The organism is Roseomonas sp. WA12 (genome assembly GCF_054165765.1).
This window is the reverse complement of sequence record NZ_CM135108.1, coordinates 776,549-799,053: the sequence shown is the minus strand read 5'-3', so window position 1 is coordinate 799,053 and position 22,505 is coordinate 776,549. Positions and strand designations below refer to the sequence as shown.

Annotated in this window: 20 protein-coding genes; 12 read left to right on the top strand and 8 right to left on the bottom strand. The window is 70.3% G+C overall.

Annotated features, from left to right (window positions below; translation table 11 throughout):
- Positions 1–2 precede the first annotated feature (2 nt).
- Both ACVBD7_RS03955 and ACVBD7_RS03950 read left to right on the top strand, forming a co-directional pair.
- On the top strand, positions 3–941 hold the full coding sequence (locus tag ACVBD7_RS03955) for an ABC transporter permease (protein ID WP_458097634.1): 939 nt from the start codon (positions 3–5) through the stop codon (positions 939–941).
- Positions 942–1,194: 253 nt separating this feature from the next.
- Positions 1,195–2,019, top strand: a complete 825-nt coding sequence (locus ACVBD7_RS03950) for an ABC transporter permease (protein ID WP_458096200.1) — start codon at positions 1,195–1,197, stop codon at positions 2,017–2,019.
- Here the strand turns inward: ACVBD7_RS03950 and ACVBD7_RS03945 are convergent.
- From ACVBD7_RS03945 to ACVBD7_RS03935, 3 genes are all read right to left on the bottom strand, one after another.
- A complete protein-coding gene (locus ACVBD7_RS03945; protein WP_458096199.1) occupies positions 2,016–4,013 on the bottom strand; it encodes a PhoX family protein in 1,998 nt (665 codons plus the stop codon). The two genes, ACVBD7_RS03950 and ACVBD7_RS03945, sit on opposite strands and share 4 nt — an antisense overlap.
- 125 nt (positions 4,014–4,138) lie before the next feature.
- Positions 4,139–6,457: a molybdopterin-dependent oxidoreductase gene (locus ACVBD7_RS03940; protein WP_458096198.1), complete on the bottom strand. Its 2,319-nt coding sequence runs from the start codon at positions 6,455–6,457 to the stop codon at positions 4,139–4,141.
- A gap of 60 nt (positions 6,458–6,517) precedes the next feature.
- Positions 6,518–7,096, bottom strand: coding sequence for a DUF2585 domain-containing protein (locus ACVBD7_RS03935; protein WP_458096197.1), 579 nt, complete (start codon positions 7,094–7,096; stop codon positions 6,518–6,520).
- Positions 7,097–7,248: 152 nt separating this feature from the next.
- Here ACVBD7_RS03935 and ACVBD7_RS03930 point away from each other — a divergent pair, with 152 nt between their 5' ends.
- Positions 7,249–8,559, top strand: coding sequence for an O-antigen ligase family protein (locus tag ACVBD7_RS03930; protein ID WP_458096196.1), 1,311 nt, complete (start codon positions 7,249–7,251; stop codon positions 8,557–8,559).
- Between the two features lie 239 nt (positions 8,560–8,798).
- On the opposite strand, the gene ACVBD7_RS03925 is transcribed toward ACVBD7_RS03930, so the two are convergent.
- Positions 8,799–9,995: a hydantoinase/carbamoylase family amidase gene (locus ACVBD7_RS03925; RefSeq protein ID WP_458096195.1), complete on the bottom strand. Its 1,197-nt coding sequence runs from the start codon at positions 9,993–9,995 to the stop codon at positions 8,799–8,801.
- Positions 9,996–10,100: 105 nt separating this feature from the next.
- Complete coding sequence (locus ACVBD7_RS03920) at positions 10,101–11,420, bottom strand: hypothetical protein (RefSeq protein ID WP_458096194.1); 1,320 nt, start codon at positions 11,418–11,420, stop codon at positions 10,101–10,103.
- A 172-nt stretch (positions 11,421–11,592) separates the two neighbouring features.
- Between ACVBD7_RS03920 and queA the strand changes: the two genes are divergently transcribed.
- The 4 genes from queA to queG are packed head-to-tail and all read left to right on the top strand — an operon-like array spanning position 11,593 to position 15,324.
- Positions 11,593–12,660, top strand: a complete 1,068-nt coding sequence (gene queA / locus ACVBD7_RS03915) for a tRNA preQ1(34) S-adenosylmethionine ribosyltransferase-isomerase QueA (RefSeq protein WP_458097633.1) — start codon at positions 11,593–11,595, stop codon at positions 12,658–12,660.
- Positions 12,657–13,808, top strand: a complete 1,152-nt coding sequence (gene tgt, locus ACVBD7_RS03910; RefSeq protein WP_458096193.1) for a tRNA guanosine(34) transglycosylase Tgt — start codon at positions 12,657–12,659, stop codon at positions 13,806–13,808. Before queA ends, tgt begins: the two co-directional genes overlap by 4 nt.
- Positions 13,805–14,278 carry a preQ(1) synthase gene (gene queF / locus ACVBD7_RS03905; RefSeq protein ID WP_458096192.1) on the top strand — a complete coding sequence of 158 codons (474 nt, stop codon included), beginning with the start codon at positions 13,805–13,807 and terminating at the stop codon, positions 14,276–14,278. Before tgt ends, queF begins: the two co-directional genes overlap by 4 nt.
- Positions 14,233–15,324, top strand: a complete 1,092-nt coding sequence (queG, locus tag ACVBD7_RS03900) for a tRNA epoxyqueuosine(34) reductase QueG (protein WP_458096191.1) — start codon at positions 14,233–14,235, stop codon at positions 15,322–15,324. The genes queF and queG overlap by 46 nt, the downstream gene beginning before the upstream one ends.
- On the opposite strand, the gene ACVBD7_RS03895 is transcribed toward queG, so the two are convergent.
- The gene (locus tag ACVBD7_RS03895; RefSeq protein WP_458097632.1) at positions 15,303–16,028 is read right to left on the bottom strand and encodes a GntR family transcriptional regulator; all 726 of its coding nucleotides are present in this window, start codon (positions 16,026–16,028) and stop codon (positions 15,303–15,305) included. The two genes, queG and ACVBD7_RS03895, sit on opposite strands and share 22 nt — an antisense overlap.
- A gap of 753 nt (positions 16,029–16,781) precedes the next feature.
- Between ACVBD7_RS03895 and ACVBD7_RS03890 the strand changes: the two genes are divergently transcribed.
- The 4 genes from ACVBD7_RS03890 (at position 16,782) to ACVBD7_RS03875 (ending at position 20,824) form a co-directional block, all read left to right on the top strand.
- Entirely contained in the window at positions 16,782–17,516 is a 735-nt protein-coding gene (locus ACVBD7_RS03890) for a transglycosylase SLT domain-containing protein (protein WP_458096190.1), read from the top strand.
- A 79-nt stretch (positions 17,517–17,595) separates the two neighbouring features.
- Entirely contained in the window at positions 17,596–18,654 is a 1,059-nt protein-coding gene (locus ACVBD7_RS03885; RefSeq protein ID WP_458096189.1) for a ligase-associated DNA damage response exonuclease, read from the top strand.
- A complete protein-coding gene (locus tag ACVBD7_RS03880; RefSeq protein WP_458096188.1) occupies positions 18,651–20,273 on the top strand; it encodes a cisplatin damage response ATP-dependent DNA ligase in 1,623 nt (540 codons plus the stop codon). Before ACVBD7_RS03885 ends, ACVBD7_RS03880 begins: the two co-directional genes overlap by 4 nt.
- Complete coding sequence (locus tag ACVBD7_RS03875) at positions 20,270–20,824, top strand: hypothetical protein (protein WP_458096187.1); 555 nt, start codon at positions 20,270–20,272, stop codon at positions 20,822–20,824. Before ACVBD7_RS03880 ends, ACVBD7_RS03875 begins: the two co-directional genes overlap by 4 nt.
- Positions 20,825–20,827: 3 nt before the next feature.
- On the opposite strand, the gene ACVBD7_RS03870 is transcribed toward ACVBD7_RS03875, so the two are convergent.
- A complete protein-coding gene (locus ACVBD7_RS03870; protein WP_458096186.1) occupies positions 20,828–21,250 on the bottom strand; it encodes a YciI family protein in 423 nt (140 codons plus the stop codon).
- Positions 21,251–21,299: 49 nt separating this feature from the next.
- Complete coding sequence (locus ACVBD7_RS03865) at positions 21,300–21,737, bottom strand: VOC family protein (protein ID WP_458096185.1); 438 nt, start codon at positions 21,735–21,737, stop codon at positions 21,300–21,302.
- 65 nt (positions 21,738–21,802) lie between these two features.
- On the opposite strand from ACVBD7_RS03865, the gene ACVBD7_RS03860 reads away from it, so the two are divergent.
- Complete coding sequence (locus ACVBD7_RS03860) at positions 21,803–22,504, top strand: winged helix-turn-helix transcriptional regulator (RefSeq protein WP_458096184.1); 702 nt, start codon at positions 21,803–21,805, stop codon at positions 22,502–22,504.
- The last annotated feature ends 1 nt before the right edge of the window (position 22,505 follow it).

The window sequence follows — 22,505 nt, the reverse complement described above, 5'->3', positions numbered from 1 at the left end:
TGATGCGCATGATTGCCTGGCGCCTGCCACAGATCGTGGTGACGCTCGCGCTGCTGTCGCTCGCGGCCTATCTTGCGATCGGCGCGATGCCGGGCGACCCGATCTCGCTTGCCATGATGGCCGATCCGCGGCTCGGCCCCGCGGATGTCGCGCGGATGCGGGCGCTGCACGGGCTGGACCAGCCGCTTCTCGCGCGGTGGTGGGCCTGGGCCGTCGGCATATTGCAGGGCGAGTTCGGCTATTCGCGCCTGTTCGCCCGCCCCGCCTCGGAGGTGCTGTGGCCCGCGCTGCGCGGCAGCCTGGTGCTGCTCGGCGCCGCGCTGGCGATCGCGGCGGGCCTTGGCATCGCGGCCGGGATGCTGGCGGCGCTGCGGCCGCGCTGGCGCGGGGCGGTGGATGCCGTCGCGCTCGTCTCGCAGGCGCTGCCGGCCTTCTGGCTCGGCATCCTGCTGATCATCCTTTTCGCCGTGACCCTCGGCTGGTTGCCAGCAGGCGGCTCGCCCGACACCGGCGGGGCGTGGGAGGCAGCGCGCTTCCTCGTCCTGCCCGTGGCGACGCTCGCCATCGCACATCTGGCCGCCTATGCCCGCCATACCGCCGCCAGCATGGCCGAGGTGCTGCGCGCACCCTGGATCACCGCCGCCCGCGCGCGCGGCGCGCCGGAATCGCGCATTGCCTTTTGCCACGCCCTGCCCAACGCCGCGGTGCCGCTGCTCTCGCTCCTGGCGCTCGATGCGGGCGCGCTCGTCTCCGGCGCGCTGATCACCGAGACAGTGTTCGCGCGGCCGGGCATGGGCAAGCTGCTGACGGATGCGGTGATGGGGAACGACCACAACCTCGCCCTGCTCGCGCTGCTTTTGGTAGCGGGGACGACGCTGGTGGCGACATTGGCGGCCGATCTCGCGCAGCGGGGGCTGGACCCGCGGTTGGGAGGGGCTTGATGGGGTGCGCCGGTGGTCCCCGGAAGGCGTCGCTTCCCGGACAAACCGGGGAGCCTAAGGCTCCCCGGACCCCGCCATCTGTTCGGCATTGGCGATTCGGCAGACCTCCTGTTTCGCGGGCCTTCGTCGGGCTGAGAACGTCGCTCTCTCAGATGGAAGGTCCAGGAAACCCAGTTTCCTCGGGACAAACACGGAGCGTTTGTCCTGGGCGGATGCCGTCCTGGGAAGGCGGGGCCTTCCCTGGTGACAACGCATGACCCGCCTCCGCCTCGGCTTCGCGATCCTGCTGCTGCTGACCGCCTCCGCCTTCGCGGCGCCCTGGGTCTCCGCCTGGCTCGGCGTCGATCCGGAGGTGCCGGACCTGCTGGCACGGCAGGCCGGCCCCTCGGCCGCGCATCCGCTGGGCACGGATGAGCTGGGCCGCGACATCCTCGCGCGGCTGCTGCTAGGCGCGCGCGTGTCGCTGGCGGTGGGAGTGGTCGCGGCGCTGGCCTCCACGGCGATCGGATTGCTGGCGGGGTTGCTCGCGGCCTGGAGGGGCGGTTGGGTGGATGCGGTGCTGATGCGTCTGGCGGACGGGTTGCTGGCCCTGCCGGCGCTTCCGCTGCTGGTGCTACTGGCCGCGATGGACCCGGCGGTGGTGGGGCTGCCGCGCGGGAGTGCCCTCGCGGATGTGCTGCGGATCGTGCTGATCCTGGCGGTGTTCGGCTGGGTCGGTGTAGCGCGGCTGACGCGGGCGGCGGCGATCTCCGTGCTGGCACGGGACCATGTGCGTGCGGCGCGAGCACTGGGCGTGAGCGAGGCGCGACTGCTGCGGCGGCACGTGGTGCCGGCGCTGGGGGCGCCGCTGGCCGTGGCGGGCTCGCTGGCCGTGGCGGGCGCGATCCTGGCGGAGAGCACGCTCTCCTTCCTCGGCCTCGGCATCCAGCCGCCGGCTTCCTCCTGGGGCAACATGCTGGCGAACGCGCAGGACCTGGTGTTCAGCGCGCCGATGGCGGCGCTGTGGCCGGGCCTTGCCATCGCCCTCGCGGTGGCTGGGGCGATGCTGGTGGCGGACGGGCTGCGGGACCGGGCCTAGGTCCCGATCTCGCCGCCGTCCTTCCTCACGATGGCGATGACGGAGGGGCGCGGCGGCATGCCGTCCTGGAAGTCAGGCCAGCGGGTTGACGGAGTGTCGAAGGTGCTGCCGGCCTGCTCCGCAGGATGCTGGATGGCGAGGAAGACGGTGCGATCATCCGGACCGATCAGGGGCCCGCAGACCTCGGCTCCTTGGGGGGCTGCGTAGAACCGGCGGGTAAGCCCGCGGCCCTCGCCTTCCGTGTCGGCGGCGTAGAGGCCGTCCGCGATCTTCGCCGCGGCATCGGCGCCGTCGGTGGAGATCCAGATGCGCCCCTTGCTGTCGAAGGCGCAGTTGTCGGGGCAGGAGAGCCAGCCGGAGTCGGGGCCGACCCCGCGGTGGTAGGAGGCTCCGGCATGGGTGCCGGGCTGGCCTGCCATCAGGAACACCTCCCAGCGCGCCGTGCGGGCGGCGTGGTCGATGCGTCCGCGGCCCTCGTTCGCGCCGGTGGCGGCGGGCGGGATGATCTCGATGACATGGCCGTGCGCGTTGTTCGGGCGCGGGTTCACAGCGTCCGTCCGGCCGTCGCGCCGGCTGGTGTTGTTGGTGAGCATGACATAGACGCGGCCGTTGACGGGGTTGGTCTCCACATCCTCCGGCCGGTCCATCGGCGTCGCGCCCAGCAAGTCGGCGGCGCGCCGCGCCTCGATCACCACGTCGCCCTGGCTGTGAAAGCCGTTGGCCGGGGTGAGTGGGCCCTCGCCCTGGGTGAGGGGCAGCCACTCCATCGTGCCGTCATCCTGGAAGCGCGCGACGAACAGCGTACCGTCGTCCAGCAGGTCGCGGGTCAGGCCGGGCTCGTCGCTATTCCAGGGACGGGCGGTGACGAACTTGTAGACGTAGTCGAAGCGCTCGTCGTCGCCCATGTAGATCACCACGCGGCCATCGGCGGAGATGGCATGGGTGCAGCCCTCATGCTTGAAGCGGCCGAGCGCGGTGCGCTTCACCGGCACGCTCTCGGGGTCGTATGGGTCGAACTCCACCACCCAGCCGAACCGGTTCGGCTCGTTCGGCTCTCGCGCCACGTCGAAGCGCGGCTCGTGGCGGTGCCAGGGGAACATCGGCGTTGGCACGAAGCCGTAGCGTTTGTAGGCCGCGGCCTGGTCACCGCTCTCCACGCCTGGGCCGCCGAAATAGTAGTTGAAGTTCTCCTCGGAGATCAGGACCGTGCCCCAGGGCGTGTTGCCGCCGGCGCAGTTGTTCAGCGTGCCCAGCACGCGGGTTCCGGTCGGGTCGGCGCTGGTCCGCAGGCGCGCATGGCCGGCGGCGGGGCCGCTGATGCGCATCGGGGTTTCCGCCGTGATGCGGCGGTTCATCGCGCCGCCCGCAACCGGCACCCAGCGACCGTTCTCGCGGCGAATCTCCACCACGCTCGCACCATGCGCCATCATCTCGGTGCGCACCTGGGCCGCGCTGGTGCGTAGCCGGGCCTGGCGGGCATCACCCAGGCCGGGGAACATCAGCTCGGGGTTGGTGTACTCGTGGTTGGCAACGAGCAGGCCGTGCTCGCCCCGCGCCGCGCCCTTCGGCAGCGGGAAGAAGTCCAGGTAGTCGTTGTTGTAGCCGAACTGCAGCGCCTGCGCCTCGGGCGTATGGTTCGCGGGGTCGAAGGCAGGCGCGCCGGGCAGCACGGGGTCGCCCCAACGCAGAAGGGTTTGGATCTCGTAGCCCTCGGGGACGGCGTCGGCGGGGCCCTCGGTGTGGGGCAGGCCGCGGAAGCCGAGCGTCGAGCCCCCCGCCGGCTGCTGGCCCGTGCCCTGCGCTAGGCCGGGCCGCGGCAGGATCTGGGGAAGCGCGCCGGCCGCGGCGACACCGAACAGGCCGCGCAGCGAGGCACGCCGGGTCAGCCGGCGGCCGAGCACGGCGCCGATCGAATCCACGGGTGCAGGATTGCTGCCGATGTCCTCCAGCGCCTGTTGCGTCGGCTCCGCCTCGCCTGCCTTCAACTCGGCCATACCCATCATCCCCTGTCCCCGCTGGCCGGGCTCATAGGGAGGACGAGGGATGGCGAGGTGACGGAACGATGACCGTTCGGTGACAGCCCACCCATCGTCAGCGGGCCCCCTAGTCGTGCGACGTCTCAGGAGTTGTTGACGCTCGCTTCCGGCACGGTCTCGGGCGGCAGATGCACCCGCACCGTCGGCAGCGGCCGCGTCCAGGCCTCCACCTGCACGAGGCAGGATTGCGCCGCGCTGCCCTGGCCGAGGAGCGAGGTGCCGCAGTCATTCGTCAGCACGTTCGGGTTGCCATGAACGCAGAGTGGCCCCGCCTCCGTCTCCTGCGGGTCCCACCAGGCGCCGGTGGACATGGCGACGACACCCGGGCGAAGTTCGGCCGTCAGCACAACGCCACCAAGGCAGGCGCCACGGTCGTTGAACACGCGCACGATGTCGCCGGCCGAGAGGCCGCGCGCTGCGGCATCGGCGGGGTTCAAGCGGATCGGTTCGCGGCCCTGGATCTTGTGCGTGTCGTTCGCACGGCTGGGGTCAAGCTGTCCGTGCAGGCGCGTCGCGGGTTGGTCGGAGAGAAGGTGCAGCGGGAAGCGGGAGGTGTCGCCGCCCAGCCATTCCTCGGGCGCCTTCCACACGGCATGGCCCGGGATTCCCGCATCGCCGAAGCCTGCGATGGTTTCGGAATACAGCTCCACCTTGCCCGAGGGGGTAGCGAGCGGTGAAGTCTCCGGGTCCCTCGCAAAATCGGCGAAGGAGACAAAGTCGGTCTCCGGCCGCGCAAATTCGAGATGACCCTCGGCCCAGAAGCGGTCGAACTCCGGCACCACCTCGCCCATGGCAGCGCAGGCGCGGCGGAAGCGGTCGTAGAGATGGCGCAGCCAGGCCGACTCGTTGCGCCCTTCGGTGTATCGCTCGCGATAGCCGAGGGCGTCGGCGATGTCAGCGAAGGCGTCGTGGTCGTTCCGCGCCTGGCCCTGGGGCGGCACGGCCTGATGCATCGCGCGCAGGAAGCGGTCGCGGGAGGAGCTGGCGATGTCGTTGCGCTCGAGCGTGGTGGTAGCGGGCAGCACGATGTCGGCGTGGCGCGCGATGGCGGTCCACCACGGTTCGGAGACAACGATCGTCTCCGGGCGCGAGAGGGCGCGAGCCAGCCGGTTGAGATCCTGGTGGTGGTGGAACGGGTTGCCGCCGCTCCAGAACACCATGCGGATGTCGGGCAGCCGGATATCGCGGCCGTTGTAGCGCAGCACCTCGCCCGGCCGCTCCAGCAGCTCGGTCACGCGGGCGACGGGAATGGCGGTGCCCACGGGGTTGCGCGCGGCGGGCAGGTTCACGCTCGGCAGGTCCCGCCGCGCGGTTCCCATGCCGTTGATGCTGCCATAGCCAAAGGCAATGCCCTGGCCGGGCTTGCCGATGCCGCCCAGGACGCTGGCCAGCGCCACCATCGCCCACCAGGGCTGCTCGCCATGTTCGGCGCGCTGGGTGGACCAGGTAGCGGTGACCATGGTGGGGGTGCGGGCGGCTTCCAGCGCGAGGGCCCGGATGGTTTCGGCCGGCACGTCGCAGAGAGCGGCGGCCCATTCCGGCGTCTTCGCCAGGCCGTCCTCCGCCTCGCCCATGATGTAGGCGCGCAGCCGGTCCCAGCCGGTGGTGCAGCGTGCGAGGAAGCCGCGGTCCTCCAGCCCTGCCGCGACGATCGCCTGGATCATCGCCAGCACCATGGCGCAGTCCCCGCCCGGGCGCATCGGCACCCATTCGGCGGCAAGGAATTCGGCCGCGCTGCCGCGGTTGGGGCTGATGTTGACGAAGCGCAGCCCGGCCCGCACCGCCTGCTGCATCTGTCCGGCATATTCATGCGCCCCCGCCCCGCCGGCGGTGACGAGGCCGTTCTTCAACGGCAGCCCGCCGAAGCACAGCATCAGCCGAGCATTCGTCGTGATGCTGCGCCAGTCCGTCGCCGGCCCCGTGACGGGATCGTTGGTGCCGAGCACATGCGGCATCAGCGTCATGCCGGCGCCGTAGGAGTAGTTCGTCACCTGGTTGGTGTAGCCACCGCCCAACCCGAGAAACCGGTGCAGCTGGCTGCGCGCATGATGGAAGCGGCCGGCGGACGCCCAGCCATAGGACCCGCCGAGGATGGAGGCGTCGCCATCCTCCGCCCGGGTTCGCGCCACCTCCTCGGCAACCAGCCGCGTCGCACGGTCCCAGGTTACGGGGACGAAGCGGTCGCGCCCGCGCGTCGCGCCGCGCCGCTCACCGCGCAGCCAGCCCTCGCGCACATGCGGGCGGTCGATGCGGCTGGGCGCGTGGACGAGGTCGGGGACGGCCTCGATCAGCGAGCCGGGGAAGGGATCGCGGCTGAAGGGGCGGGTGCCCACCACGCGCCCGTTCTCGACGACGGCGTCGAAATACCCCCAATGGGCGGCATGCGGCCTGATCTCGGTCATGCCCGGCAGGATGGCGCGCAGCCCGGAGGAAGGGAACCGCCCTGGGGCATCGAAGTGCGGTCAGCCCGGAAGCGCGGCCTGCCAGTCGCGGATCGCCGGGACGGGATAGAGCAGCATGAGAACGTTCAGGGTGAGGTTGTCCCGGATTGTGGCGAGCGCCAGCAGCTCCAGCCCAATCCCAAGGCCGACCGAAGCCCACCAGGGTAGCCGCGCGGCGACAGCGAAGCCGATTAGCATGAAGCCGAGATCGGAGACGGAGTTCAGCACGCTGTCCCCCGAGTAGCCGAGCGCCGCCGTCGCCTCGCGGTAGCGGTTGATCACCATGGGGGTGTTCTCGGCCACCTCCCAGGCGGCTTCCAGCACCGCCGCCATCAGCGCCCGCGCGCCGAGCGGCGCCCGCGGCGCGAGAGGGCGGAACAGCCCGAAGAACAGCAGCCCGTGGATGAAGTGTGAGGGCGCGTACCAGTCCGCGACGTGCTGCGAGTTCTCGGCGCTGTTCACCGCGCCATGCCAGAGCTTCACCGTGCCGCAGGTGCAGATCGGCACCCGGCCCATTGCCAGCAGCACCGCCGCCATAAGGATGGCAACGGCCAGCAGGGCCAGGGGCCAGGTCGGGCGAGGCAGGATTCGCGCGGTCATCCACCCGGCTTGGCATGGCGGCGGATCGGACACCACCAGTCCACAGCCGCGCTGCGCGAGGAAAAGCGTGGGCTTGGGCCTCGCCGTTGCCGGGGCTAGAAGGTTCCGGGCCGCCGCCGGCGGCCGACGAACCAGAACCTGCCGAGGACCGAATGGCGTCGCGCGCCGCGCCCGCGCTTGGACAGCGCCCCATCGCCCCGGACCTGCGGGCCAGCGAGTTCGATGATACGCCCGGCCCAGGGGCGCTCAACCGCGGTCCACCGCGCGCCTGGTGGTGGGCGGCCACCCTGCCCCTCTCGATCGCCGCCCTCATCGCGCCGGCCGCCGCCGTGCTGCAATCCAAGGCGATGGCGCCGATCGCCATCGTCTCGCTCCTGCTCGCAGCTCTGGCGCATCGGCGGGAACGCGGGCGCTGGCCCGTGCCGCACGGCCCCGCCACTCCCGTGCTGCTGGCCCTGGCCGGCTGGGCCGCGCTCTCCGCGCTCTGGGCGCCCGATCAGGAATGGGCGCTCGCTTCTGCGGGCACGCTGGCCGGGCTGGTCCTGCTCGGCGGCGCCGGGGCGATCGTGGTGGAGGAGGAGGGGCCAGCCGCCCGTCGGGCACTCGCCTGGTGCATCCTGGCCGGGCTCGTGGCCGGCCTCGGTCTTGCGCTGCTCGACCACGCGACGGGGCAGTGGGTTCGCGCCACCGTGCGCGGGTTGCCCGGGACGCGGCCGGGCCTGGAGTTCGGGCTAAAGCCTGCCGCCTCCGTCATGGCGCTGCTGCTGCCCCTGGTGCTGCGGCCGCGCATGGCCGCGATCTGGCGCTGGCTGCTGCTGCTGGCCGGCGCTGGTGCGATCCTGCTACTGCCGGGCGATACCGCGAAGCTCGCGGCGCTGGCGGGCGTGGCTGTCGCGGCGCTGGTCACGCTGCTCGGGCGCGCGGTGTCCAGCCTCATGGCCATTATCCTGGCCGGGGCGATGCTCGCCGCGCCCCTACTGGTGCCGTTGGCGCTGCGGCCGGAGCTGGCAACCCAGGCGCCGCCGACCGCGCTGCACCGGATGCTCATCTGGGATTTCGCGCTTGAGCGCGCGGCGGAGCGGCCGCTTCTCGGCTGGGGGATGGAGGCGAGCCGCAACCTGCCCGGCGGGCGCGACAAGCCTTCCCGCGAATCGATGGCCCGGCTCGGCGTGACACCGGACGGCGAGCGGGCCTGGCTGCTGGCGCCCGGTGTGGAGCGGATGTCGCTGCATCCGCATAACGGCGCGCTGCAGATCTGGCTGGAGCTGGGCTGGGTGGGCCTCGGCCTCGCCGCCCTTGCAGTGCTGGCGATGGCATGGGGAACCGGGCCGGTGGTGGCCGGGGTGATTGCCTCGGCGGCCGTCACCTTCCTTGCCTCCTTCGGGGTGTGGCAGGGCTGGTGGATCGCGACCCAGGCGCTTGCGGCGGCTCTGGCAGCCGGGTTGGGCACGCGGAAGCTTTGAGCCGTTGCGTGTGGCCCCAGGGGCGTTGCCCCTGGACCCCGCTCGGGGAGCCTGAGGCTCCCCGGGCCTCACCATCCGTTCCGGCGTAGTGCGCCTGAGGCCTAAGACCTCAGGCAACTAAGAAGTGGGCTTGCAGGCCCAAAATACTTCCTCCCGCGCAAAATTGCTGGCCCGGTACCACCCAAGCCAGGACGCGGCGGCCGGAGGAAGCAGAGCTTCCCACGGCAGAAGCGGACTGCTTACCTCGCAAGGATCCGCCGCGCGCCCTCGGCCAGCACCCGCATCCCGAGCGCCAGATCTTCCTCCTTCGTGTCCTCGGTCCAGTGGTGGCTGACGCCGTTGATCGAGGGGACGAACATCATCGCGGCGGGCATGACGCGGGCGAGGTACTGGGCGTCGTGCCCCGCACCGGATGGCATGCGCTGCCAGCGGCCGGGGGCGAGCGCCTCGGCGGCGTCGGCCAGCGCGTCCTGCAGGCCCGGGTCGCTCACGGCCGGGGTGGAGAGGGAGACGGCTTCCAGCACCACCTGGCAGCGCTCGCGCCGGTTGCTCTCGGCAACGCAGTGGCGGAGCACGCCCTCCAGGCGCCGCAGCACCTCCACGTCCACGTCGCGGTACTGGAACAGGATCTCGGCGCGGCCGGGGATGATGGAGGGGGCGCCGGGGCTGAGCGCGATGCGGCCGGTGGTCCAAACCGTGCGCTCGCCACAGTGGCGGGGAAATTCCTCGTCGATCATGGCGAGCAGGCGCACGGCGGCGAGGCCGGCGTCCCGGCGCTCGGCCATGGTGGTGGTGCCAGCGTGGTTCTGCTGGCCCTCGATGGTGATCTTCCACTGCCAGATGGCGACGATGCCCGTCACCACGCCGATGCCGAGCTCCTGGCTTTCCAACTGGCGCCCCTGCTCGATATGCATCTCGAGGAACGCCTTGTAGCGGTCCCGCTCCACCTGCAGCCTCGGCACGCCCTCCAGGCCCACGTCCCGCAGCGCCTCGCGAAGAGTCTTCGAGCTGTAGCGGTGGATCAACCGGTCGATCTCCGACTCTTCCAGCAGGCCGGTAAAGGAGCGGCTGCCGATGAAGCTGCCGTAATGGCCCTCCTCATCGGAGAAGACCGCGACATCCACCGGCAGGCCGGAAGCGGCCAGGTGCAAGGCGGCGACGCAGCCCAGCGCGCCGTCCAGCCAGCCCGCCTCGTTCTGGCTTTCCAAGTGGCTGCCGGCCAGGAGGTGCGGGCCGGGCTTCGGGTTGCGGCCGAGGATGTTGCCGATGCCGTCGATCTCGGCCTCCAGCCCCTCCTCCCGCAGACGGCCCATGAACCAACGGCGCGCCTCCATATCCTGGGGCGAGAAGGTCGGGCGGTGGACGCCGGTCTTGAATTCCCCGAAGCGGCGCAGCGCCTGCAGGTCCGCCAGGAAGCGATCCGTATCCACCATCATGCAGGCGTCCCATGTCTCGATGTGCCGCCCCCGTTTAGGGCGGATCGGGGCGGGGCAAAATCCGGTCCGGCTAGATTCTAGCCTGGGCGGGATCGCCGAGCCGGTTCAGGCCAGCCAGTCGGATGCGGGCGGTGAGACGCCGTCCACCGTCACCTCAAACCGTTCGAAGCCGGAAGCGGAAAGGCCGAGATGGAGATCGGTGAAGGCCTCGTCCTCCCCGTGCTCCTCGGCGATCCAGCGGGCCAGGGCGGCCGCGGCCTCGCGGTTGGCGGGATCGCCCCAGTAGCCCGCATCGATTTCGAGGCGGAGCGTGTCCCGGTCGCGGCCGCCGATGAGGATGTCGGGCGCGGTCTCACGGTCGGCGAAGGCATGGATGATCAGGTCGTCGCCGGCACCGCCCCTCACGATATCCTGGCCGAGGCCGCCATCGAGGATGTCGTCCCCTGCCCCGCCGAACAGCCTGTCGTTTCCGGCCTCGCCCCGGATCAGGTCGTCCCCCGCCCCGCCCTCCGCCTCGTCGTCTTCGGCGCCGAGGAGAATCAGGTCGTCCCCGGCGCCGCCCTCCACCCGGTCCTCGCCGGCGCCGGCGGAGAGGAGATCGTCTCCTGCGCCACCAAGGATGACGTCCCAGCCATTGCCTGCCCCGATCAGGTCGTGGCCCGCTCCTCCCTCGATCCAGTTGGCGCCCTCGCCGCCCTGAATCTGGTCGTTGCCCGCCCCGCCGAGGAGCGTGTCATTCCCATCCCCGCCCGTGATCGTGTCGGCTCCCGTGCGGTCCTCGAGCCAGTCATCCCCGGCACCGCCGATGAGATTGTCGTCCCCCGCGCCGCCGGTTAGCCGATCGTTCCCCGCACTGCCCCGCAGGAATACGGGCCTGGGCGGCAGCGGTGCCGGCGGCAGCGGTTCAGGGTCCGGCGCCTGGAAGGTCGGGGGCTCAAGCGCCGGGTAGGGCGGCTCGGGCGGGGTGGGTAGCCGGGGCGTTGGCTCCGCGCGGACGGGCTCCGGCGAGACAGACGTTGGCGGCACGGGATCGGCGATGTCGGGCACCGGCGGTGCAGGTTCGCCGGGGCCACGCTCGGGGAAGGAGGGGACGGGAGGAAGGCTTGCCGGCACCTCCGCGCTGGGAGGCACCGGATCGACCGCGGTCACGAGGGTTACGGGCGTGACAGGACCCGGCTCGGGCAAAACCGCCCGCATCGCCAGCACAGCGGGCTGTTCTGTCATGGGAGGAGGACCCTCCGTCGCGAAGCTGACGGAGAGTGAGGGAGCGGGCGCCACCTTGCGCATAGCGGCACCGAGCAGGATGGCGGCGGGCAGCGGAAGGTCCAGCGGGCCCGCGCCCCATTCCTCGGACAGCGCTGCAAGGTGCATGTCTTCTACGCCGGAGAGGCCGTCGCGCTGCCAATGGGGGATCGGGGTCCGCACGAATCGTTCACCAATCGCTAATGATCTATTTTCTGAGATATCGCTGACTGTCCTTCAACGTCAGACTTCGTTACCCATTTTGATGTTCTCGTGATCGGGCACGCTTGCCCCCAGGCCGCGGACGGGCTACCCGCCCCCGCCCCACTCGACGGCCATCCCCTTGCCCCGCCCCATCACCTCGGCCGACTTTGCCTTCGACCTGCCGGAGGCGCTGATCGCGCAGTCTCCCGCCCGCCCGCGCGATTCCGCGCGGTTGCTGCGGCTGGGCGACCCGCTTGCGGACTGCAGCATCCGCGACCTGCCGGGCCTGCTGCGGCCGGGCGACCTGATGGTGGTGAACGACACCCGCGTGATCCCGGCCCGGCTCCGCGCCCGCCGTGGCGAGGCGCGGGTTGAGATCATGCTCAACCGCATGGAGGCGGACGGCACCTGGCACGCCCTGGCGCGCAATTCCCGTAAGCTGCGCACCGGCGACGTGCTGACCGTGGAGGGTGCGCCGGAACTGGCGCCGCGCGTCGTCGACGCACCGGTGGATGGCGCCGTGCGGCTCGATTTCGGGCCGGACCAGGCCGCGCTGGCTGCGGCGCTGGAGCGGGCGGGGGAAATCCCCCTGCCCCCCTATATCGCTCGCCCGGACGGCCCGAGGCCGGAGGACCGCGAGGACTACCAGCCAATTTTCGCCCGCACCCCCGGCGCCGTGGCCGCGCCCACGGCGAGCCTGCATTTCACCCCCGCGCTGCTTTCCGCCCTGGAGGCGCGCGGCGTTACCCGCGCGACGCTGACGCTGCATGTCGGTGCCGGCACCTTCCTGCCCCTGCGCGGCGAGGACCCGCGCGCCCAGCGCCTGCACGCCGAATGGGGCGAGGTAACGCCGGAATCCGCCGCCGCCATCAACACGGCGCGCGCCCGGGGCGGCCGCGTCGTCGCCATCGGCACCACCGCGCTGCGCCTGCTGGAAACGGCGGCGCAGGAGGATGGGACGATGGCGCCCTTCCGCGGGCTGACCGACATCTTCCTGCTTCCCGGCCACCGCTTCCGCGGGGCCAATCTTCTCCTCACCAACTTCCACCTGCCGCGGAGCACGCTGTTCATGCTCGTCTGCGCCTTTGGCGGAACCGAGCGCGTGAAGGCGGCCTACGCGCATGCCGTCGCGGCCGGGTACCGCTTCTACTCCTACGGGGACGCCTGCCTGATTGAGCGGGACGATGCCGAAGCCGAGCGGGCGGAGGCCGAGGCATGAGCGCGCTGTCCTTCACGCTCCTCGGCCGCGACGGCGGTGCGCGCGCGGGGATGCTGCATACCGCCCATGGCGAGGTGCCGACGCCGGTCTTCATGCCTGTCGGAACCGCCGGGACGGTGAAGGCGATGACGGCCGATGCCGTGCGCTCCACCGGCGCGCGCATGGTGCTGGGCAACACCTATCACCTGATGCTGCGCCCAGGCGCCGAGCGCGTCGGCCGGCTTGGCGGGCTGCACAAGCTCATGGATTGGCAGGGGCCGATCCTGACGGATTCCGGCGGCTTTCAGGTAATGTCCCTCTCGGGGCTTCGTAAGCTGGACGCGGACGGCGTCACCTTCCAGAGCCATATCGACGGGTCCAAGCACCGGCTGACGCCCGAGCGCAGCATCGAGATCCAGCATCTGCTGGATGCCGACGTGACCATGTGCTTCGACGAGTGCACCCCCTTCCCCGCGACCCATGAGCAGGCCGCATCCAGCATGCGGCTATCCATGAAGTGGGCGGCGCGCTCCCGCGAGGCCTTCACCCCGCGCGACGGCTACGGGCTGTTCGGCATCCAGCAGGGCAGCACCTTCGAGGACCTGCGGGCCGAGAGTGCCCGCGCCCTGCGCGACATCGGCTTTGAGGGTTACGCGATCGGCGGTCTTGCGGTCGGTGAGGGGCAGGCGGAGATGTTCCGCACCCTCGACTTCTCCGTGCCCATGCTGCCCGAGGACAAGCCGCACTACCTCATGGGTGTCGGCACGCCATCCGACATCATCGGGGCGGTTGCGCGCGGGGTGGATATGTTCGACTGCGTGATCCCCACGCGGTCCGGCCGCACCGGGCGCGCCTATACCAGCCGCGGCGTGATGAACATGCGCAACGCCCGCTACGCCGACGATGCGTCCGCCGTGGATCCGGAATGCGATTGCCTGGCCTGCACACGGCATTCGCGCGCCTATATCCAGCACCTCATCAGGGCCGAGGAGATGCTCGGGCCGATGCTGCTGACCTGGCACAACATCCGCTATTACCAGACCCTCATGGCGCGCCTGCGGGCCGCCATCCTGGAGGGTCGCTTCGAGGCCGAGGCCGCCGCGATCGCCGCCAAGTGGGAAACCACCGCACCGGCCGAGCCGCCCTCGCCGGAGGAGACCGTTTCGTGACCCATGACGTAAAGTATGATCTGTCAGGCCTGACCCAGCTCGGCCAGCAGACCGCGCAACCGGCATCCCCCGAGCAGGCGGTGCTGGAGCGCGTGCCCAACCCGCATCCCGGCACGCATTACGTCGCCCGTTTCACCGCGCCGGAGTTCACCAGCCTCTGCCCGATTACCGGCCAGCCCGACTTCGCGCATTTGATGATCGACTATATCCCCGGCGAGTGGCTGGTGGAGAGCAAGAGCCTGAAGCTCTATCTCACCTCGTTCCGCAACCACGGTGCCTTCCACGAGGCCTGCACGATCGACATCGCCAAGCGCCTGGCCGATCTGCTGCAGCCGGTGTGGCTGCGCATCGGTGGCTACTGGTACCCGCGCGGCGGCATCCCGATCGACGTGTTCTGGCAGACCGGTAGCCCGCCCGCTGGTGCATGGATCCCCGAGCAGGGTGTGCCGCCCTATCGCGGCCGGGGGTGACTGACGATCCGCGTGCTCTGATTCGCGACGAGGCCCTGCGTCTGGGCTTCGATGCGGTCGGCTTCGCGCGGGCGGAACTCGGCCCGGAGGTACGGGAGCGCCTGGCGGACTTCCTCGCGGCCGGGATGCATGGCGAGATGGGCTGGATGGAAGGCCGCGCCGATCAGCGCGCGCATCCGCAGGCGCTGTGGCCGGAGGCGCTGTCGGTCATCTCCCTCGGCCTGTCCTACGCGCCTGAGGACGACCCGCTTTCCTATCTGGCGATGCCCGATCGCGGCACGATCAGTGTCTATGCGCGCCACCGGGACTACCATGACCTCGTGAAGTCCCGGCTGAAGGCGCTGGCGCGCTGGATGGTCGCGCGGTTCGAGGCGCCCGGCGTGAAGGTCTTCGTGGACACCGCGCCGGTCTCGGAGAAGCCGCTGGCGCAGCAGGCCGGGCTGGGCTGGCAGGGCAAGCACACCAACCTCGTCTCACGACAACACGGGTCTTGGCTGTTCCTGGGCGAGGTTTACACGACGCTCGCGCTGGAGCCCGACACGGCGGGGGTGGATCGCTGCGGGTCCTGCACGCGCTGCCAGGTCGCCTGCCCAACCGATGCCTTCCCCGCGCCCTACCGTCTCGATCCGCGCCGCTGCGTGTCCTATCTCACCATCGAACATCGCGGTCCGATCCCCGACGAGCTGCGGGCGCGGCTGGGCAACCGAATCTATGGCTGTGACGACTGCCTTGCCGTCTGCCCCTGGAACCGCTTTGCCACCGCCACCACCGTGCCCGGGCTGATCGCACGGGAGGATCTGGTGGCGCCAAGGCTGGCAGAGCTGGCGATGCTGGATGAGGCCACCTTCCGCGCGCGCTTCTCCGGCTCCCCGGTCAAGCGCATCGGGCGCGGGCGTTTCGTGCGGAACGTGCTGAACGCCATCGGCAATTCGGGCGATGCGTCGCTGCTGCCGGTGGCGCTGCGGTTGTACGACGACGAGGATCCGGTGGTAGCCGACAGCGCACGCTGGGCCGCGGGCCGGCTTCAGGCGATCTCCACGGCGTAGCGATGCGCGCGGGTGTCGAGGCGGGACACGCGCAATTCAACCGGGCGGCCGGCCGCGTCGAAAGTCACGCGCTCGATCAGCAGCAGCGGCGTGCCGACCGGGCAGTTGAGTCGCATCGCGTCCTCCTCCGTCGCCGCGGTCGCCGAGAGATTCTCCTCGGACTGCACCACGATGATGCCGTGGGCGTTGCGGTAGTGAACGTAGATTTCCGATCCCAGATGATCCGGCGCGAGCGGCAGCGACAGGCCAGGGAACAGCGCGGCCGGAAGCGAGATACGCTCGGCAATGCGCGGCTCGCCCTCGAAGACCCGGCTGCGGTCGATGCGGTGCACCGCCTCGCCGGGCGAAAGTCGCAGCCGCGCCGCCTCGGCGTCCGTCGCGGGCTCGGTCGCCACGCGAGTGATCAGCGTCTCGGGCTCTACGGGCTGGCCGGCCAGGTTGCGCACGCGGAAGAACTGGCCGAGCGCCTGCTGGCTCGTCTGTTGGGCTACGAAGGTGCCGCGGCCCTGTCGGCGCTCAATCAGATGGCGCCGCTCGAGCCCTGCCAGCGCGCGCCGCAACGTGCCTGCGGATACGCCGAGATCGGCCGCAAGCTCGGGCTCGGCTGGAAGCGCCTGGCCGGATTTCCAGCTGCCGGAGACGATCCGGTCATTCAGGATCGCCTCCACCTGGACATAAAGGGGGCGGGCGTCCGGGCGACGCATCTCGTTCACGGGGCGCTTTCGCGGTTGATGGGACCGCCGCAACCTATCATCCCGCCGCACCCGAGGGCGAGAGCGTGCGCGGCGGCATTGCCGGGAAACCCTGCCGAAATGCCGTCTTGTGTCTTATACAAGACCGTGCGACATAGCGTCTCAGCCGCCGTCAAAGACGGGCCGGGTTTGGGGTAGGAAACAAGGAAACGGCGCTGCGCCGCAGGTCCAGGGGCCCATTGGCACCCGGGGACCAGCGCGCGGCGCCGTTAACCTTTTTACGTCCCCTTTCATCTCCCGACGCGCTTCTCGCCCAGGTCGCTTGCCGGCCTTCGCGGTCCTGCGCCCTCGTCCAGCCATTACAGATCGAGATCGGAATGACCGGCGTTTTACTGTATTCGCCAGTCATCGCGTCCCCGCGGGACGCCCACAGCAAGAAGAAGAACTCGGCCGAATACTTGAAGTCGAGCGTGAGAAGAAACGTCTACCCCCGATTGTGGCATAGCGAAGGCGGAAACCTTCGTTTCGTCCTCGCGTTGTCACGTTGGCGAGCCACCCCGCGGCAATTTGGGTTGCGCTGACCTGCGGGTTGCTGGTAGCGCTTTGTTCATGACGTCCGCGCCCCGAATGTTGGCCCCCCCCGGCCGACAGCTCAACGCGGCGTTCCCGTGCGCAATGCCGCGGAGCGCCCCTCCGACCCGAGCCGGGAGCCCGACCCGACGATGCCAGCGTGGCGTCGCCCGGGTCGCGCTCGCCTCGACCCTCGTGATCAGCCTCGGCTCCCTCGCCGCTGGCTGTGCGACGGCCGAGGATGGTTCCCAGACCGCCGCCCTCACGGGTGGTGAAACCCCTGTTACCGCCGAGGCAGCGCGCCCCGGCCGCAGCCTTCCTCCAGGCATTATCCTGGCCAGCACCACCCAGACCCGCCGCAGCGGGTCCCGTTCCGCCGCCGAGCGTCCCGTTGTTGAGCGCCGGGACATCGACAGCCCGCGCGCGGCCTGTCTCGACGCCGTCCGTCAGGCGGAGCGTGCCCATGACATCCCACCGGGGCTGATGGTGGCCGTTGCCCTGGCCGAGTCCGGGCTGCATGCCCACGCCATGAACATCGGCGGCCGTTCCTACTTCCCGCAGGGAACCGAGGAGGCGCGGCGGATCTACAATTCGGCCCGCCCGGGCCAGTACGTCATGGCCGGCTGCGTGCAGGTGAATGCCCGCGTCCACGCCCGCAATTCCGACTGGCCGCTGGATCCCTGGCGTTCGGCGGACTGGGGCGCCGGCTATCTTCGCTCCCACTACGACAAGTCCGGCAATTGGGCCGACGCCATCCGGCGTTGGAACGGCGGCGGGGCATCGGGCGATCGCCTGGCCTGCCGGGTGCAGGCGAAGCTTCAGGTGTCGAACCCGTCCAGCAACGTGCTCGACAGCGCCCGCTGTGGCAGCGGCGCCCGTGAGCGCCAGAACGGCGAGACCCTGCTGGAGATCGCCGAGGCGGCGGACTGAGACCGGCGGCGTGGCTTGAAGCGGGGGGCTGCGGACCAATCTGTCCCCTCCAATGGCCGCGCCCCACCCAGATCGCTGGATGACCGTGACGCCCCTCGGCCTCTATTGCGAGCCGGGGGGTTTCCATATCGACCCCTCGCGCGCGGTGGAGCGGGCGGTTGTCAGCCATGGCCATGCCGACCACGCCCGCCCCGGCCATGGCGCGGTGCTCGCCACGCCGGATACGCTCGCCATCATGCGCGCCCGCTTCGGCGAGGACCGCGCTGGCGATACCCAGCAGGCCCTTCCCTACGGCGAGACCATCACCCGCAACGGCGTGCGGATCACCCTGGTCCCGGCCGGGCATGTCCTGGGCTCTGCGCAGATCGTTCTGGAATGGCAGGGCAGCCGGATCGTCGTCTCCGGCGACTACAAGCGCCGGCGGGACCCGACCTGTGCCAGTTTCGAGCCTGTGGAGTGCGATGTCTTCGTCACCGAGGCGACCTTCGCCCTTCCCGTCTTCCGCCACCCGCCGGATTCACATGAGATCCGTCGCTTGCTCGACAGCGTGGCGCTGTTTCCCGAGCGCGCGCATGTCGTCGGCGCCTATGCACTGGGAAAGACGCAGCGGATCATCGCGCTTCTGCGAGAGGCCGGCTGGGATCGGCCCGTTTATCTCCACGGCGCGGTGGAGAAGCTCTGCACCCTCTATGAATCGCTCGGCGTGCCGCTGGGGGAGCTGCTGCCGGTGCCAAAGGGGCTGAAGCGCGGCCATCCGCCGATCCTGGCAGGTGAGATCGTGATCGCCCCGCCCTCGGCCGAGGCAACCCCCTGGGCCCGCCGCTTGGCGGAACCCGTAACTTGCGCCGCTTCCGGCTGGATGACGGTGCGCCAGCGCGCCAAGCTGCGTGGAGTAGAGCTGCCCCTCATCATTTCCGACCACGCCGATTGGGATGAGTTGCTGGAGACCATCGAGGAGGTTCGCGCCCCCGAGGTCTGGGTGACCCATGGCCGTGACGATGCCCTGATCCATGCCTTGTCTTTGCGTGGTGTTCGAGGTCGCGCGCTTCATCTTGTCGGGCGCGAGGACGAAGAGGATGACGAGGGCGCACCCGAGTCCCCCGGGGAGGAGGCCGCCCCGGCCCCCGCTGCCCCTTGAGCGTCCAGGCCTTCGCGGACCTGCTGGAACGGCTGGTCTTCACCCCCGGCCGCAACGCCAAGGTCGCCCTGATGCGCCGCTGGTTCGCCGATCAGCCGGATCCGGACCGGGGCGTTGGCCTGGCGGCGCTGACGGGCGAGCTGGTCTTCACCGCGGCCAAGCCGGGCATCGTGCGCGACCTCGTCGCCAGCCGGGTGGACCCGGTGCTGCTCGCCCTTTCCCATGATTATGTCGGCGATCTCGCCGAAACCGTCGCGCTGATCTGGCCGGAGCGGCAGGGGGTGAACGCGCCGCCGCCGACCCTGTCCGAGGTGGTGGAGGGGCTGGAACTCGCCTCCCGCGCCGAGGTGCCGGCGCTGATGGAGGGGTGGCTCGACACGCTGGATGCGGGTGGGCGGCTGGCGCTGATCAAGCTCGTCACCGGTGGGCTACGCGTCGGCGCCTCGGCGCGGCTGGCGAAGACGGCGCTGGCCGAATGGTCCGGGCAGGAGATCGGCGAGATCGAGGAGGTCTGGCACGGCGTTGCACCGCCCTACATCCCGCTATTCCGCTGGCTGGAGGGCGAGGGCCCGCGCCCCGACGCTGCCGGCGCGCCGGTCTTCCGCCCGCTGATGCTGGCACATCCGCTTGAGGCGCCCGCCGACATCGCCGCTATCGAGACCAACCCGCAGGAGTGGCGGGCGGAGTGGAAGTGGGACGGAATCCGCGTGCAACTCACCGCCGGGCCCGGTGGGCGGCGGCTGTGGTCCCGCACGGGGGAGGACATCTCCGGCGCCTTCCCCGAGATCGCGGAGGCGATGGACTTCCATGCGGTGCTGGATGGCGAGCTGCTGGTGGTGCGGGACGGCCCCGATGGAAAGCAGGTGGCGCCTTTCGCCGATCTGCAGCAGCGGCTGAACCGGAAGGTCATCGGCCCGAAGATGATACGGGACTATCCCGTCTTCGTCCGGCTCTACGACCTGCTGCTCGATGGCGAGGAGGACCTGCGCGCCCTGCCCTTCGATGCGCGCCGGGCACGGCTGGAGGCCTGGGCCGCGCAGCACGCGCCCGCGCGCATGGACGTATCGGAGCTGATCCGCTTCGGCAGTCTCGATGAGCTCTCTGCCCTGCGCGACACGGCGCGCGCGGCCTCGATCGAGGGGCTGATGCTCAAGCGCGCGGACAGCGCCTATATCCCGGGGCGCGTCAAAGGGATGTGGTGGAAATGGAAGCGCGCGCCGCTGAGCGTGGATGCGGTGCTGATGTATGCGCAGCGCGGCCACGGCAAGCGCAGCAGCTACTACTCCGACTACACCTTCGGCCTTTGGCGCACGAACGAGGATGGCACGCGGGAGCTGGTGCCGGTGGGCAAGGCCTATTCCGGCTTCACCGACCAGGAGTTGATTCTTCTCGACCGCTGGGTGCGCAACCACACCACCGGCCGCTTCGGTCCGGTGCGGGAGGTGGAGAAGAGCTTCGTGCTCGAGGTGATCTTCGACGCCGCCCAGCTCTCCTCCCGCCATCGTTCAGGGGTGGCCATGCGCTTCCCCCGCATCGCCCGGCTGCGGCAGGATAAGCCGGCGGAGGAGGCGGATGTGCTGGAGACGCTGATGGCGATGGTGGAGAACCGGCCGGCGTGATCCGGGCCGTGCTCCTGGTCGCCGCCTTTCTTCTCTCCCCTGCGGCCGCCCGGGCGGAGCGGCTGACGCTGTTCCCTGCCGGACCGGAGGAGCTTGCCGCGGCTCGGGCCTATCTCTCGGCCCTGCCTCTGCGCGGCGCGGAGCTCCTGCAAGCCGGTACGGCACGGCTGCTGCGGGACGGGCAACCCGTCGCCACCCTCGTCTCCGGCCGCGAGGGCGTCCCGGAGATGGGTCATATACGCCGCTGCTTCCTTCTCGTGCTGCGGGACAACACGGCCCTGGCGCCGCTGATGACCATCGGCTCGGGCGAGTGGGAGGCGGAGACCTGCCTTGGCGTGGCCGCGATCGGTCTGTTGCCGACGCCTCCCGGCCAGGCCTCGCGGATCGGCCTTCTCTACCACGCGGCCTCTCCAAATGCCGAGCCGACCGAACCCATTGTGCTCACTCTCAGCGAGTCGAAGGTCTCGATCGACATACGCGCCTCCCAGCGGGCCTCGGAGGCCGGTGCCGTCACGCTCGCGGCCATGCGGCGGCTCTTTGCGCCCCGCTGATGCCTAGCTCTGGGCGAGTGCCTGGCGCAGCTGTTCCTCCTGCCCGGCCAGTTCAGGCGTCATCGCCTCGCCAAAATCCTCGGCCTCGTAGAGCGGGCGGATCTCGATCTCGCTGGGTCCGGGCATCGGGTTGGGACAGCGTTTCACCCACTCCACCGCCTCGTCCACGTCCCTGACCTGCCACAGCCAGAAGCCGGCTACCAGTTCTCCGGTCGCGGCGAAGGGGCCGTCGGTGACAGTCCGGTCCGCGCCGTCGAAGGCCACGCGCTTGCCCCTCGAGGACGGATGCAGGCCCTCACCGGCCAGAAGGATCCCGGCCTTCATTAGCTCCTCGTTGAAGCGCCCCATGGCCTCCATCAGCTCGAGCGGGGGCATGATCCCCGCCTCGCTGTCGGTCGTGGCCTTCACCAGAACCATCACGCGCATTGCTGTCTTCCTCTCCGGTTCCGCCCGCACCTCCCCCTCCCCTGCCGACTCAACCATGGGCCGCCTCAGCCTTTTCGGGGCAGCCCTGCATGGCGGCGACGTCCATCCACATCACCTCCCAGATGTGCCCGTCCGGATCCTCAAAGCTGCGGCCGTACATGAAGCCGTGGTCCTGCTTGAAGCTGGGATCGGCGACCCCGCCAGAGGCTGCAGCGGCGCCCACGATCTCATCCACCGCCTCCCGACTCTCGGAGGAGAGGCAGAGCAGCACCTCGCTCGCGGCCCGCGCGTCGGCGATGGGCCGGGGCGCGAACTGCCGGAATTTGTCATGGGTCAGCAGCATGACGTGAATCACGTCGGAGAAGACAATGCAGGCCGCGGTGTCGTCCGAGAACTGCGGGTTCTTTCGGCCACCAACGGCCTCGTAGAAGGTCACGGCGCGCGGCAGGTCGGCCACAGGCAGGTTCACGAAGATCATCCGGGTCATAGTGATTTTCCCCCTCTCTTGGCGTTGCTTGCGAAGCCTGCCGCCGGCACTTATCTTTTGCAACCATGAAGTCAAAAAAAGTAACCACGCTGGCCGAAACGCAGCGCCGCCGCTGGTACGACGATGCCTGCGCGGCCGCGCATGCCCTTGATCTGCTGGGAGAGCGCTGGGCCCTGCTGGTGATGCGGGAACTGATCTTCGGCCCGAAGCGCTTCGGCGAGCTGCGCGCTGACCTGCCGGGGATCAGCGCCAATGTGTTGACGCAGCGGCTAGAAGGGCTGGAAGAGGCCGGGGTGGTGCTGCGCCGCCGCCTGCCGCCGCCCGCGAACGCCCAGGTCTATGAACTGACGGAATGGGGGCGCGAGAGCGAGCCGATCTTCATGGTGCTGGGTCGCTGGGCCGCACGCTCCCCCTTTCATGATCCCACCCTGGCCTTCAGCGCCGCCTCGCTGCTGCTCTCGCTGAAGACGATGTTCGATCCAGCCCTGGCGGCAGGGATGACGGCGCGGATTGGCCTGCGCACCGGGCGGGATACCGCCACGCTCGTCATCGCAGGCGGGCGGATTGCCATAGGGATGGGGTTGGAGAGGCCGGACGTCGTGATCACGGGCAAGCCGCCCGCCATCGCGGGCGTCATCTACGGTGGCCAGCCAATCGCGGCGATGGAGGCGGCGGGCGTGCTTTCCGTTGAGGGCGATCGCGCCGTGCTGGAACGCTTCGTCACCCTGTTCCCGCTGCCCGCAAAGGCCGCCCCGCCCGCCCCTTGAC